Source organism: Paenibacillus sp. FSL R5-0887 (assembly GCF_038002305.1).
In the GTDB taxonomy this organism is placed as follows: domain Bacteria; phylum Bacillota; class Bacilli; order Paenibacillales; family Paenibacillaceae; genus Paenibacillus_AQ; species Paenibacillus_AQ odorifer.
Genome location: NZ_JBBOCE010000002.1, coordinates 409,401 through 423,449, shown reverse-complemented (window position 1 = coordinate 423,449; position 14,049 = coordinate 409,401). Strand labels below are relative to the sequence as shown.

At 41.5% G+C, this 14,049-nt stretch carries 12 protein-coding genes; 10 read left to right on the top strand and 2 right to left on the bottom strand.

Annotated elements, in window-relative coordinates; translation table 11 throughout:
* Positions 1-31 precede the first annotated feature (31 nt).
* Positions 32-790 (top strand): ABC transporter ATP-binding protein, encoded by a 759-nt coding sequence (locus tag MKY14_RS19815; protein WP_076308015.1) that lies wholly within the window; start codon positions 32-34, stop codon positions 788-790.
* Positions 791-1,561 carry an ABC transporter permease gene (locus tag MKY14_RS19810; protein WP_076308014.1) on the top strand — a complete coding sequence of 257 codons (771 nt, stop codon included), beginning with the start codon at positions 791-793 and terminating at the stop codon, positions 1,559-1,561.
* A 66-nt stretch (positions 1,562-1,627) separates the two neighbouring features.
* On the opposite strand, the gene MKY14_RS19805 is transcribed toward MKY14_RS19810, so the two are convergent.
* Entirely contained in the window at positions 1,628-3,559 is a 1,932-nt protein-coding gene (locus MKY14_RS19805; RefSeq protein ID WP_256716044.1) for an ATP-dependent DNA helicase, read from the bottom strand.
* A 291-nt stretch (positions 3,560-3,850) separates the two neighbouring features.
* Between MKY14_RS19805 and MKY14_RS19800 the strand changes: the two genes are divergently transcribed.
* The 8 genes from MKY14_RS19800 to MKY14_RS19765 all read left to right on the top strand — a co-directional run bounded on the left by MKY14_RS19800 (position 3,851) and on the right by MKY14_RS19765 (position 11,196).
* Positions 3,851-5,032 (top strand): sensor histidine kinase, encoded by a 1,182-nt coding sequence (locus MKY14_RS19800; RefSeq protein ID WP_076308012.1) that lies wholly within the window; start codon positions 3,851-3,853, stop codon positions 5,030-5,032.
* Positions 5,033-5,214: 182 nt separating this feature from the next.
* Positions 5,215-5,661 (top strand): V4R domain-containing protein, encoded by a 447-nt coding sequence (locus MKY14_RS19795; protein WP_076185335.1) that lies wholly within the window; start codon positions 5,215-5,217, stop codon positions 5,659-5,661.
* Positions 5,662-5,809: 148 nt separating this feature from the next.
* Positions 5,810-7,069: an MFS transporter gene (locus MKY14_RS19790; protein ID WP_076308011.1), complete on the top strand. Its 1,260-nt coding sequence runs from the start codon at positions 5,810-5,812 to the stop codon at positions 7,067-7,069.
* The gene (locus MKY14_RS19785) at positions 7,066-8,370 is read left to right on the top strand and encodes an alkaline phosphatase family protein (protein WP_076308010.1); all 1,305 of its coding nucleotides are present in this window, start codon (positions 7,066-7,068) and stop codon (positions 8,368-8,370) included. The genes MKY14_RS19790 and MKY14_RS19785 overlap by 4 nt, the downstream gene beginning before the upstream one ends.
* A gap of 28 nt (positions 8,371-8,398) precedes the next feature.
* Entirely contained in the window at positions 8,399-9,271 is an 873-nt protein-coding gene (locus tag MKY14_RS19780; RefSeq protein WP_036675789.1) for a YitT family protein, read from the top strand.
* 168 nt (positions 9,272-9,439) lie between these two features.
* The gene (locus MKY14_RS19775) at positions 9,440-10,381 is read left to right on the top strand and encodes a nucleotidyltransferase domain-containing protein (protein ID WP_340977157.1); all 942 of its coding nucleotides are present in this window, start codon (positions 9,440-9,442) and stop codon (positions 10,379-10,381) included.
* A 277-nt stretch (positions 10,382-10,658) separates the two neighbouring features.
* A complete protein-coding gene (locus MKY14_RS19770) occupies positions 10,659-10,985 on the top strand; it encodes a DUF6442 family protein (protein WP_076125270.1) in 327 nt (108 codons plus the stop codon).
* Position 10,986: 1 nt separating this feature from the next.
* On the top strand, positions 10,987-11,196 hold the full coding sequence (locus MKY14_RS19765; RefSeq protein ID WP_076125269.1) for a helix-turn-helix transcriptional regulator: 210 nt from the start codon (positions 10,987-10,989) through the stop codon (positions 11,194-11,196).
* Positions 11,197-11,300: 104 nt separating this feature from the next.
* Here the strand turns inward: MKY14_RS19765 and MKY14_RS19760 are convergent, their stop codons facing one another.
* A complete protein-coding gene (locus MKY14_RS19760; protein WP_340977156.1) occupies positions 11,301-13,973 on the bottom strand; it encodes a cation-translocating P-type ATPase in 2,673 nt (890 codons plus the stop codon).
* Positions 13,974-14,049 lie beyond the last annotated feature (76 nt).

The window sequence follows — 14,049 nt, the reverse complement described above, 5'->3', positions numbered from 1 at the left end:
TATGCTAACAAAACCTTGAGGAGGGAATGCAATGAACAAGTCCATTAAAGTGGTTGGGTTGGAAAAGTCCTACAGACAGCTTCAAGTTTTAAAGGGGGTGGATTTTGAAGTGGAGCAGGGCAGCGTTTTTGCTCTGCTGGGCTCCAATGGTGCAGGCAAGACCACCATTGTCAAAATCCTCACCACTTTGCTGAATCAAGATGGCGGGACTGCTGCAGTGAACGGATTTGATGTCGCCACAAAGCCTGATTATGTACGCCAGTCCATCAGCCTGACGGGTCAATTTGCTGCCGTGGATGAGATTCTGAGCGGCCGGGAAAATCTGATCATGATTGCGAGGCTCCGCCATGAGAAGCGTCCGCGTCAAGTTGCGGACGATCTGCTGGAACGCTTCACTTTGACCGCTGCCGCGGATCGCAAGGTATCCACTTATTCAGGCGGGATGCGCCGGAGATTAGATCTCGCGATGAGTCTTGTTGGAAAACCGCAGATTATTTTCCTCGACGAACCAACCACTGGACTTGATCCTGAGGCAAGGATGGATGTATGGAAGATGGTTAAGGAGCTTGCCGACGGCGGTACGACTGTCTTTTTGACGACGCAGTATTTGGAAGAGGCAGAGCAGCTTGCTGATCAAATCGCCATTCTACATGAAGGTAAAATTATTGCGAGCGGTACACTCGAAGAACTAAAAAAGCGTTTTCCGCCCGCAAAAGTTGAGTACATTGAAAAGCAGCCGACGCTGGAGGAAATATTCCTCGCAATCATCGGCAAAAAGGAGGGAAAGTAAATGGAAATGATTAAGAAGCACTTTTTCAGTGACATGAGTGTAATGCTCGGACGCTCTATGCGCCATATTCTCCGCAGTATGGATACCATCATCACGGTAACTATCATGCCAATTGCATTTATGCTGTTGTTTGTTTACGTGTTCGGTGGGGCCATCCAGGCGGGTACGGATAACTATGTGAATTATTTATTGCCCGGGATCATACTGATCGCTATTGCAAGTGGTGTAACTTATACGGCTTACCGCCTGTTTAATGATGTGCAAAAAGGGATTTTTCAGAGATTCCATTCTATGCCGATTGCACGTTCTACCATGCTGTGGGGACATGTGCTGACCTCCCTGATATCCAATGCGATTTCAGTTAGCGTCATCATTCTTGTTGCATTGATTATGGGGTTTCGTTCATCGGCAGGAGTGCTCTCATGGCTGGCGGTTGCCGGCATCCTGATATTGTTTACGCTGGCTCTAACTTGGGTCGCAGCAATTGCTGGACTATCCGCAAAATCGGTGGACGGCGCGACTGCTTTTTCCTACCCGATTATTTTCCTTCCTTTCATCAGCTCGGCCTTTGTGCCTACCGAATCGATGCCGCGAGTCGTTCGCGCCTTTGCTGAAAACCAACCCGTTACATCTATAGTAGAGGCGGTTCGCTCCCTCCTGATGGGGCAGCCTGTCGGCAATGATATTTGGGGAGCCATCATATGGTGCATAGCCATTCTAGTAGTTGCTTATTTAATAGCGATGCGGGTATACAAACATAAAGTAGTTTAATTGCCAGATAACGTTATAGGGTTTAGAAGCGACTTGTCTGCGGATGGGTTGCTTTTTTTCATCTCTCTACGTATCACTAAGCTGTATCCCTTTTTCTTTCACAAACTTCTCCAGAACCTTGAAATCCTCAGTAACCTTTTTAAAAGGTAAGGCTTCCAGTACCTGATCCCGGTAATCCTTTTTGGCGGCAATGGACAGGCGGGAATCAAGTATGCTGAGCACACCAAGGTCAGTTTCACTGCGGATCAGGCGCCCGGTTCCTTGTCTTAACCGAAGCAGCATGTCCGGTACAAAAACCTCTTTCAAGGGATTCTTTGCCATCGAAGTCTTATATTCATAGACAGGATCGGCAGGAACAGGGAAAGGCAGACGGAAAATGATTAACTGCGACAAATCGGAACCTTCGATATTCACACCTTCCCAGAATACACCGGTACTAAGTAGAACGCCTTTACTGCCCCGAAAGTCAGCGATCACCCCGTCCTGGGACGAACCTTCCCTTTGAACATGCAATGCCCATGCAAGCTTCTCAGAGTTTAATTTCTTATGAATATACTTCATATCCTCTTTAGCTGAAAAAAGAACCAATGTCCGCCCGTCTGTTAAATTACAGAGCCTCATCATTTCCTTGTATGCCGCTTCAAGATAATCTTCCCGCCGCTGATGGTTATAGTAGGGGATGTCCTTGGCAATATACAGCATGGTGTGGTTATCATAATCAAACGGTGAAGCTTGGCGCTCCATATAATCTCCCCTGTAACCGAGGGACTCAGTGAGATAAGCGTATTGTTCCTCCAGCGTTTCTCCGTTTTGACACATCGTTGCTGACGTTAAAATAACAGAGGTTTTCCCGTTAAATAAGGTATATTTCAGAAACTGGCTTATCCCTTTAGGGCAGATACTAAGGGTACTCTCCCGCTGGGTATTGCTTGCCCAGATCAGATAGTTATCCTCTACTCCGGCGAGTACATCAAAGAGGTCGATAAGTCCGTTCATGGCTTCGAAAATATTGTCAATCTCCCGCTCATGCCGTGAAGTTAAGACGGAAAGGCTGAGATTAAAATCTTTTAAAACCTGAGCTGCTCGTCTTAAGGGGATTCCTGTGATCTGCGATATTTTTATACGGTCATTGTCCTGCTTGGCTGTTTGCAGTAAGTCTGCCTCAACTTGTTTGAAAATATGGCCAACGCATCTTTTTATAAATTTAAATTGCGGCATAAGCTCCGTATCGGCAGATTGCTTGAAGAGAATCTGTAAGGCGTCATCCAGAATACGGCAGGTTCCCCGGTATGTAAATTCGACCGTTCTTGCATCTCTAACCTTTGCTTCCAGATTATGAGCTTCATCAATTACGATCAGAGCCGGCCGTTCAGTGATTAACCCCTTCGTTCCTTCCTTTTTCTTGATTAAATCACGGATGAGCAGATCCTGGTTTACGATAATAAAATCCATATCGCTCGCGTTGGCATTAATTTTAGCTCTCATCTCATAAAACGTACATGTACTTTTATAATGGCAACGTTCAAATTTGCAATCATTCACACAAACGTTAGACCATACTGCATCACTAACCCCGCCCTTAATATCTGCCCGCTCATCAATTTCATAATTGACAATCTGTTGAGCAAGCGCAGACAGAGGGGCGTTTGAATCATCCGCTTGGAACAGATCTGCTGCCCTATACCGGCAAGCATACTGCCCCATGCCTTTTCCAACTACCGAACGTACCCTTGTAAATCCGAGCCGACTTCCGATGAATCTCAGATCTTTATGTATTTGTTCTGAAAGTTGTATGGAGGATGTCGCAATAATAACCGGTTGCCTTGAGATTTGGTTAATAAGCAGGCTGGGAATGAGGTAGGCAAAGGACTTGCCGATGCCGACTCCAGCTTCAATCATCGCGTTACGACCATTAATATAGGCATCAGCGATATCTAGAGACATATCCTGCTGGCCGATCCGCTCTTTAAGTCCAATCCTGGGAAATTTATCATACATGCGAAAGATAGCATTGACTAAAGAGGGCTCGATGTCCTTCTTTAGCTCCTGCTTCTGTAATTTGTAGAGATCACTTAACCAGCTAATGACGACCGCCCCTTTTCAAAATCAATGATCTTCCTAATTATAGTTTTTTTGGTTTTTTGGTGAGGTTGTAATTATCTTCGATGCCACTCTAACAGTCAAGTCCAGAATATAATATGATGATTAAAACAAAGTGAATTACTGTGTTTTTGAAGCAGGAAAATATACACATATCTTGAATACAAACTACAAAGAAGGAGGATGACAATGTCATACAAAGAAAATGAATTGCGTTCGTCATTAATCTTAGCAGTTCCAATCATTTTAAACAGGCATTATCATTCCATGACTATGAAAAACATCGAATTCTCCTGGTTTGTAGAGACGCATAAGGAATTGTTAGATTCATCATTCAGTACGATATTAATGAGTATGGTAGAAGCCTTGTTTTTTGATTCTTTTGGTTACGATCAATACTTAAACCTGCTAGAAAAAGAGGGGGCTGAGCAAGGGGTTTATACTGCAGAAATATTCGGTGATCATTTTGATATTTTACTTGATATGAGCAAGGATTTAAATTTAACCGCTCAGAATATTATGTTTAAGATCATTGAAGAGTTTGTAGATGATTCCGCGATCCGATTGTTTTTTTATAATCGTTTAATGGAATGCAACTGGACCCGTTTTACTGGCTTTGCACAAGGTTATTTGTCTAATAAAAATCAACAGATTGACAATTTACATGAACAAAAAATTGCTGTTATGGGACAAATGGCAGCAGGAATGGCGCATGAAATAAGAAATCCGCTAGCTTCGATTAAAGGTTTTGCTCAGCTTGTAAATATCAGGCTAAATGAGCCGGAGATCAAAGCGGATGAATTGCGTGCATATCTGGATATCACCATCAAAGAGATTGATGCTCTGAATGGATTAGTAACGGACTTTCTAATACTGGCTCGAAAAGGTGACAGTACGAAAAATAACGGCGTAGTATTTAACGTTATGGAGGTTATACATAGAGTTAATAACATTGTGAATCAACTCATACTTAGTGATGATATTATACTTTCAGTAGAATGCTCTTTAGAAAAAGTACTAACGTTTGGAAGCGCCTCTCAGCTAGAGCAGGTAATTCTTAATATTTTGAAAAATAGTATCGATTCCTTCACAGCTTTTAGAGGCAGAATAGATATTTCTGTTACCACAGCTGCTGAGACAAACGAAATTATTCTACTCTTTAAAGACAACGGAGAAGGAATTCCACAGGATAAATTAAAACGGATATTTGACCCTTTCTTTACTACCAAGCAAAAAGGGACAGGGATTGGATTATCGATTTGTAAACAATTAATTGAAATGTATGGGGGGCATATTAAGGTAGATTCAGAGGTTCAGGTTGGAACTAGCGTGATGGTTATTTTGCCTTGGGTTTATGATTATCATATTTGAGATGCTGCTGCATCTAATGAATGAAGGAGCGACTTGCCAACAGGGAAGTTGCTTTTTTTGTTATGGTTCTACAAAAAATCAGGATGTGCGTAAGATCACAAAGCAATTATTGGATACGTTTATACTCAATATATCAATTAAATTTGAAATATAAATTACATAAGCAATTGGAGGCTACTGGCATGGATCAATTTACTTTTACAGATATGAAAAAAATAAAGAGAAAAAATTTAGGTAATGTCGTACCTTTAGAGCTTTTCAGAACGATAAGACTTATTGGTTTATATCAAGCGTTACCCATGAATGGTAAGGGTACAACGTTGACTATAGGAAGAAAAATTGGGGAAGAATTTGGTGTTACCTCGGTTAATGAACTATTCGAGTTATTCGAACAATTGAAGATAGGGATTCCTATAATAACCCATGAAGATGACAAGGGGATGACGATTGCAGTACACGATTGTTTCTGCGAAGGGTTACCTATTATGGAAGGGAAAATGGTTTGTGACCTGGAGGGAGCCATTATCGAAGGAGCACTTACTAAAATTCGTGGAAAGCGGGTTTCCGTCCGGGAAATAAAATGTAATGTTAATGGGGATGAATATTGCGAATATATCGTCAAATATTAAATTCATATATAAAAGCGAGTAAGCGACCTTTCGATTTTAAAAGGTCGTTTTTTTATGAAGAAGTTGTGATGGAATTAACATTCATTTAACATGGCTCTTATGCTGAAATGATATAACAGTTACAAATAGGTGAAAAGGTGGCTGTTAGATGAAACTTAGCAAAGAGGAAAAATCATGGATTTTATATGACTGCGGGAATTCAGCCTATTCGATGGCGGTTACAACTGCATTATTGCCTATTGTATTTGGCATGTTTTCAAATGTTAACAGCAGCATGGATTTAGGGTACTTTAACTCCATTGCTAGTATTCTTGTGGCTATCCTTAGTCCGATTTTAGGCACGATCGCAGATTACAAGGATAAGAAAAAGCGCTTTTTCTTATTTTTCTCTTTGATCGGTGTGCTGGCTACGGCTTCCTTGGCATTCGTTGCACCTGCGAGCGGGCAGTGGCAGTTATTGATTGTGTTTTACATCCTGTCCGTCATAGGTTTTGCCGGAGCCAATATTTTTTATGACTCTTTTCTTGTGGATATAACCACTGATGAAAGGATGGATAAGGTATCCACAAAAGGTTTTGCTTATGGATATATCGCCAGCGTCATTCCATTTGGCATCAGCCTGCTATTGATTCTGTTTATGGGGATGGATAAGTCGATCGGTTATCAGATTGGGTTTATCATTACTGCTCTTTGGTGGGGGCTGTTGACCATACCCATGATCAGAGATGTGAAGCAGAGATATTATATTGAGCCTGAACCAAGACCTGTAATCAACAGTTTTAAAAGACTTGGAGACACCTTTAGGAATGTTAGACAGCATAAAGGTGTATTTGTTTTCTTAATTGCGTACTTTCTTTATATTGATGGGGTAGATACGATTATTAAAATGGTGGTGCCCTATGCCACATCGGTTCTGGGTGCGGATGCTTTTGACACCTTTACCTTACTGGGGATATTATTAGTTATCCAGATCATCGCTTTTCCTTGTGCAATCCTGTATGGTAATCTCGCCAAAAAATACTCCGCCAGGACTTTAATCATCGTGGGGATTGTTACATATATCCTTTCCTGCATCGCAGCTTTTTTTATCACTTCAGTGTGGCATATATTTATTCTAGGTGCGCTAATTGGTTCCGCTCAGGGAGGCATTCAGGCGCTCAGCAGGTCTTATTATGCGAAGATCATTCCAAAGGAGAACTCCAATGAATTCTTTGGTTTTTACAATATTTTTGGCAAGTTCGCGGCCATTGTTGGTCCTGCTGTAATGTCTTTAACAACAACCTTAACAGGTAATGCTAAATTTAGTATTTTAGCGATTATCCCACTTTTTATTATTGGATTATTCGTATTTATAACTTTACCTAAAGAGCAGCCTGAACATGACGAACCTAAGGGGCTTATTCTATGAAGTCAATTAAAGCACAAACGGCTATGGCCAAGCATTTGATCGTCATCTCTTACGATGCCTTTTCAGAAGACCACTGGGCATTGGCCAGCCGGCTTCCAAACTTAGCGGAATTAATTAAAAACGGAGCCCACAGCCATAAATTGAAAAGTGTGTATCCCACGCTCACATATGTAGTGCACACCACCATAGCAACCGGTGTATATCCGGATAAGCATGGCATCCATCACAACAATCCGTTTCAGCCCTTTATTAAGGAAGAGGAGCAGAATTGGTTCTGGTTTAGAAATGCGATCAAGGTGCCAACGATTTATGATGTTGCGCGCGAGCATAAGATGAGCACCGCCGGAATCCTATGGCCAGTATCGGGTAAATCCTCCATCCAATACAATATACCTGAAATCAGAGCCATCAAAAACGAAAATCAGGCACTGAAGATATTAAAAAGCGGAAGCCCCTTATACTGCGTGGATATGGAGCTGAAATATGGCCGGATCCGCAAAGGGATTGAGCAGCCCTATCTGGATGACTTCACGACCAAATGTGCTATAGACACGATTAAGCGCAAAAAACCTAATCTTCTAATGATGCATCTGATCGATCTGGATGATGCCAAACATGCTTATGGAACTGACAGTGAGGAAGTGAAGCAGGTAATCACACGTATGGATAAAAGGGTAGGCGATATTATGCAGGCAGTGGATGAAGCGGGGATAAAGGATGATACGATTTTTTTAATTTTGGGGGACCATGGCCAGTTTAATGTTAGGTACAAGGTGCATTTAAACAACCTTTTGCAGGAAAAGGGCCTGATCTATGAAGAGAACGGCGAAATGAAGTGGAGAGCTTACTTTCAGTGTGGGGGTGGAGCGGCTTACTTGCATATCCGGCAGGGCGATGAAGAAGCTGAGCAAATAGCATTAGCTGTTATTGGAGATAATATGAGAGATGAATTTTCAGGTATAGAGAAATTGTATGCTAGAGATGAACTGGATTATTTTCATGTGGGCCAAACCACAAAGTATATGCTTGAGGCTAAGAGAGGTTATTGTTTCGACGAAAGTATGGATGAACCAACGATTGTTGATTTGGACAAACAAGGCGTTAAATTTGCCACGCATGGCTATTCTCCTGATAAAGACGGCTATAGATGCAACTTGGTTGTCTCCGGGGAAAAGATTAGAAATGGGCATCATATAGGGGACATCGAAATGGTAGATATAGCCCCCACGATGGCAAAGATTTTAGGGATTGATTTTAATCCAGGTGACGGAAGACCTTTAGAGGAAATTTTTATGGACTAAATTAAGCAATGTGAAACGGAGAAATTCAATGATTGAAACGCGAAAACAGAAATCAAATAAACTCAAGATATTCTCAAAAGTATTCATGATTATTATTGGGGCGCTAATAGCTGCCTATGGTCTAGAATCCGTATTGATACCCAACAACGTCTCAGATGGAGGTGTCACAGGTCTAAGCATCGTTGGCTCTGAACTGTTTGGCTTACCGCTAGGGCTGCTAATTGGCATAATTAATATCCCTTTTGTATGGCTAGGATATAAGCAAATTGGTAAAAGCTTTGCTCTTTATTCCGTTATCGGTATTGCTTCACTGGCTATTGGCACTAGTCTTATGCATCATGTACCGACGATAATAGAAGGTGATACCTTATTAATTACCGTTGTTGGCGGGATTATTATCGGTTTTGGTATGGGTTTAGCCTTACGTAATGGTGGAGCATTAGATGGGATAGATATGTTAGCTGTCTTACTTTCACGAAAATTACCTTTTGGGACCAGTGATTTAATCTTATTTCTAAACATGTTTGTCTTTATTGTTGTTTCAACAGTATTTGGCCTACAAGGGGCTATTCTATCAGCGCTTGCTTATTTTATTGCTTCTAAGGTCATTCATATTATTGAAGAAGGTTTGAGTGGCTCTAAAACGTTTAAAATCATCACCATTCAACCGGAAATCATGGTCGAGACTATTCGTGACCGATTGGGTCGTGGAGCAACTTATACAGATGCTTATGGCGGCTACTCCAATGAACAATTCAAAGAAATCACTTGTGTCATTAACCGTCTGGAAGAAAGTAAAATAAAAGATATTATTCGTGAAATTGACCCGAATGCCTTTGTAGTAGTCTACGATGTTGCAGAAGTTAAGGGCGGCAGTTTCAAAAAGAAAAATATTCACTAACGACTATAAAACGTGTTGGAGAGAAGCTAATTATGCTCTTGCCAGCGCGTTTTTTTGTTTTCTTTGAAGGAGAGGAAGGGCTTGGTACAGATTTAATATAATTAAAGTTGGAATACCTACTCTAACAACATGCTTATACAATAGAATTAATAAGGTTGGAGAGGGGACATGGATATGGATGCTGTTCATAAAGAAAAGATCTTAATCAAAAATGAAAAGCTTATTAGCATGGTCATTGAACGGGCTAAGAGAGATTTTTCTGATGATATTGCAATTATTGGGCTTACAGGTTCTTTTAGTACTGGGGATTTTCATGAAAAAAGCGATCTTGATCTAATCATAATTAATAACACAGAGCAGGGCTGGGGAATATCTTCGTGTTTTATTTTGGATGATATTGGATACGATCTATATTGTACGCCATGGGAAACAAGGATAGAAGATCAAGCCAATCTCGAGAGTCCAATGATTTCATGTCTGGTGGATTTACAGGTGTTATACTGTGCAAAACCCGAATATTTGGAAAAGCTAAATTTATATAAACAGAGAGCACTCGATGCTCTGGCAATGCCTATAGGGAGAGAATGTATCAGTAGAGCGAAAAAGTGTATAGACATAGCAAAACAGGAATATGCGAATACATTACTTTCTGAAGATATAGGAGCAGTAAGGTATGCTTCAAGCGAAGTTTTATACAATTTGTTAAATGCGCTAACTCATTTGAACAATACTTATTTCAAACGGGGAATGAAAAGATATTTGGAGGAAATAGCTACGTACCGTTATGTTCCTGATGATTTTGAAAAGACATATATGGCTGTGATAGAGGCGAAGACTATCGATGAAATCAGAAGTGCAGCATATAAGTCCCTTAGAAACATCAACGATCTATATAATAAAATGTATAAGGATTTTGTAGTGCAGCCAGTCCCAAGCTATGATAATCTTGGCGGAACTTATGAGGAGTTATGGTGCAATTACCGCAATAAGATTATAGCAAGTGTGGAATCGGGTGATAGATCGTATGCGTATCTAGCAGCAATGGGCATACAAGGTTTTCTTGATGAAATGACAGAATGGAAGGGAACCAAAAAGTTTGATATCATGTAGTATTTTGATTCTGACCATCTTCAAGTCTTTAAAAATGAGTTTCTGAAGGTCATGGATGAATATCTGGAGGAATACAACAAGGTAGGCAGGAAAGTCGAACGATACAATACTTTCGAGCAATTATATAACGAATATATGAAGGTATAGAAAATAGCTCACTACCAATCTTTGGATTGGAGTGGGCTATTTTTTTATTTGACAAGAAAACTTGGCGTATTATAATAATGATGACAAGAAAACTTGTCATCATCTTTTCAATTTGAAAGGAGAAATTTTTATGAAAAAGGAAGAAATATTAGAAAAAAGCCGAAATGAAAAAGGAGACGAAGGAAAAGAATTTGTATTTGCTAAAGGCAGAAAAAGCGGATTCATTGGAATGTTGATTGTATTTTGCATTCTGAGTGTCTTCAATTTATATAATCATAGTCAGGAAACAAATTTTGCATTAAAAGCTATGATAGCTATGTTTTTTGGATATTTGGGCTGTGAAGGTCTTGGAATGTATTCTGTAACTAAGAAAAAGATGGATTTACTCAAATTCATTTTAGGATTAATTATAAGTGTTTATTTTTTGTATATTTACTTTTATGGAATGAGTGATTAGTATGAGTGAACATTTGGTTTTAAAAAATAAACTGCGCGAAGCAAGAACAGAACAAAAATTATCGCAAGCACAATTGGCAGAAATGGTGGGTGTCTCAAGAAATACTATAAGCTCGATTGAAACCGGACAGTTTAACCCTACTGCAAAATTGGCTTTGATTTTATGTATTGCGTTGGATAAAAAATTCGAAGAATTATTTTATTTTGATTAAAATCAACAGAAGCTTTTCTAGGTTTAACTCTAGATGTCAGAAAAACAGCGATACTCCATCATTGGAGAATCGCTGTTTTGTCTTTTCGGTCGATTATAGCTTACTCAGGAATTTACAGGGTTCTGTTCAACAGATTTAGGTGTAAAAGCTCTTCGAACAACCTTCGTTAATTCCATTAGGATGAGGGAGCCGAGGGCTAAGCCTGCTGCAATCAGCCACTCTGACATTCCAAATGAAGCCGGAATCGAGAAGATTTCTCTAACCCCTGGCAGAACTGCAATGCCGTAAAAGGCAAAGCAGACCAGAACGGCTCCGATGACGTATTTGTTGCTGAAAAGGCCAGCTTCAATAGCAGTTTGACTGTTCGAACGAGCGGCAAAGGTCTGCAACGTACGAGACAAGATCAGGGTTGTGAATGCCATAGCCACGCCCATATCAGGCGAATCCTGAAGTCCGATATACAGGGATATGATTACAGCTATACCTATGAGTAGACCACGAGTGACAATCGCCTGCATCATTCCTCCTGCGAATATTCCTTCCTTGAGCTCTCTTGGTTTTCTGTTCATCACATTAGGTTCAGGTTTTTCCATCCCGAGAGCAATGGCGGGCAGAGAATCATTCGCCAGATTGATGAATAGAAGCTGAATCGCTGTGAAAGGATTAATCCAGTTGAAAATAAGGGCAAAGAGGATGGCGATAATTGCACCCAGGTTACCTGAGAACAAATAGGCGATCGCTTTTTTGATATTGTCAAATACCGTTCTGCCCACAGATACAGCATTGACAATAGATACAAAATTATCATCGGTCAAAATCATGGCAGCCGCATCTTTGGCAACATCGGTTCCACTGCCCATGGCAACTCCGATATCTGCTTGTTTCAAAGCAGGCGCGTCATTTACACCATCACCGGTCATGGCTGTTATTTTGCCTTTCCGCTGCCACGCGCGGACAATTCTGATCTTGTTCTCCGGGGAGACACGGGCGTACACACCAATCTGTTCGAGTTTTTGATCAAGTTCCTCGTCAGACATGGCATCGAGTTCTTGGCCGGTTACGGCAATTTCATTTTCAGTCATCAGACCGATATCGCGGCCGATCGCTTGTGCGGTTGTCTTATGATCACCGGTAATCATGATGGTTCGGATGCCAGCCTTCTGAGACTCTGCGATCGCGCCGTAGACAGCATCCCGAGGTGGATCAATCATAGCTGTCAAACCTACGAGCACCAGATTTTGTTCATCCTCTAATCCTACTTCAGTAACCGTATTTGGTACGGTTTTGTAGGCATAGGCAAGTACACGTAGTGCTCTGCTGGAGAACTCCTCATTGGCTTCGAAGAAGCGTTCAAGAACTTCTGGTGTCATCGGCACTTCTTTTCCACTTAACAGTACATGCGAGCATAGACCAAAGAGCACATCGGGCCCGCCTTTAGTAATCATTGCTTTTTGCCCGTTAAAAGTATGCAAGGTCGTCATCAGCTTGCGATCCGAGTCAAAAGGTAGCTCGGCTTCGCGCGGGAAATTATCGCGTATTTCCTTATAATCTTTATTCTTGCTGTTGCTGAAGGCAATAAGCGCTACCTCTGTAGGATCACCCAGCTCTTTACCATCCTCATTAATGTTAGAGTCGTTGCAGAGCACAGCAATATGCAGGAGCCGCCGGGCTTCTTCAGACCATTCTTCAGGCGCTTGATTGAATTGATCACGATCCCCTTCTGGCAAAAAGTAATCTACAACAGTCATTTTATTCTGGGTGAGGGTACCGGTTTTATCTGTACAGATGACACTGGTTGACCCAAGGGCTTCGACAGCGGGCAGCTTACGAATAATCGCATGTTGCTTAGCCATCTTATTAGTACCTACGGATAGGACAATGGTTACTATTGAGGAAAGAGCTTCGGGAATCGCAGCAACCGCCACAGCGACTGCAAACATTAACGCATTCAGGATAGCTTCTGTTGTATCCACAGTATCATTCGACAACCAAACACGTCCGGCCTGGATGGCAAAGATTACAATGGACAGTAGTATAATTGCTACCCCCAGCTGCTTGCTGAATGTTTCGAGCTTGCGCTGCAGCGGCGTTTGCTTAGCTTCGGCGCTTTCAATGAGTTCAGCAATTTTTCCGATTTCGGTAGTGAGTGCAGTTCCCGTTACTACCAGGCTTCCGCGGCCATATACAACTAGTGAACCGCTGAACGCCATATTACGCCGGTCTCCAAGCGGAGATTCTTTCGCGATGATATTCGTATGCTTTTCCACAGCTTCGGATTCTCCGGTTAGCATACCCTCATTTATTTTTAAGCTTTCCGATTCTATAATCCGGCCATCGGCGGGTACAAAATCGCCGGCTTCCAGCCATACGATATCACCGCGTACAAGTTCCCTTGCCGGGACGGTTTTTAATTCTCCATCACGCAGCACTTTGGCCTCGGGTGCTGACATCTGCTGCAAGGCATCAAGTGAACTCTCCGCTTTACGGGTCTGGATGACACTTATAACTGCATTGAGAATCAACACGAGGAAAATAATAAGCGACTCCATAACTTGTCCCATAACAATCTGGACAATGGCGGCTATAAGCAGTACGACTACCATAGGGTCTTTGAAGTTTTCAAGAAAAAGCTTCCAAACAGGATCTTTTTTCTTTCCTTTTAATTCGTTAAAACCATAGTCTTTCAGACGTTTGTCGACTTCTGCCGAAGTAAGCCCGTTAGCTGAACTCTGAACATCCTGTAAACTGTCGGCTACATTGTTGCGGTAATATTCCACTAATGATAGCTCCTCTCTGCTGTGCTGTGTCTTTGTTCTTAAAAATTACGGTTCAAGCCGGGACAAGTTTCAAAAT

Excerpts from the sequence above, each read along its gene's own strand:
- MKY14_RS19770 (WP_076125270.1), top strand. The coding sequence starts at position 10,659 with ATGAAAAAGGAAGAAATATTAGAAAAAAGCCGAAATGAAAAAGGAGAC.
- MKY14_RS19775 (WP_340977157.1), top strand. The coding sequence starts at position 9,440 with ATGGATATGGATGCTGTTCATAAAGAAAAGATCTTAATCAAAAATGAA.
- MKY14_RS19815 (WP_076308015.1), top strand. The coding sequence starts at position 32 with ATGAACAAGTCCATTAAAGTGGTTGGGTTGGAAAAGTCCTACAGACAG.
- MKY14_RS19765 (WP_076125269.1), top strand. The coding sequence starts at position 10,987 with ATGAGTGAACATTTGGTTTTAAAAAATAAACTGCGCGAAGCAAGAACA.
- MKY14_RS19795 (WP_076185335.1), top strand. The coding sequence starts at position 5,215 with ATGGATCAATTTACTTTTACAGATATGAAAAAAATAAAGAGAAAAAAT.
- MKY14_RS19800 (WP_076308012.1), top strand. The coding sequence starts at position 3,851 with ATGTCATACAAAGAAAATGAATTGCGTTCGTCATTAATCTTAGCAGTT.
- MKY14_RS19805 (WP_256716044.1), bottom strand. The coding sequence starts at position 3,559 with ATGTATGATAAATTTCCCAGGATTGGACTTAAAGAGCGGATCGGCCAG.
- MKY14_RS19785 (WP_076308010.1), top strand. The coding sequence starts at position 7,066 with ATGAAGTCAATTAAAGCACAAACGGCTATGGCCAAGCATTTGATCGTC.
- MKY14_RS19780 (WP_036675789.1), top strand. The coding sequence starts at position 8,399 with ATGATTGAAACGCGAAAACAGAAATCAAATAAACTCAAGATATTCTCA.
- MKY14_RS19790 (WP_076308011.1), top strand. The coding sequence starts at position 5,810 with ATGAAACTTAGCAAAGAGGAAAAATCATGGATTTTATATGACTGCGGG.
- MKY14_RS19810 (WP_076308014.1), top strand. The coding sequence starts at position 791 with ATGGAAATGATTAAGAAGCACTTTTTCAGTGACATGAGTGTAATGCTC.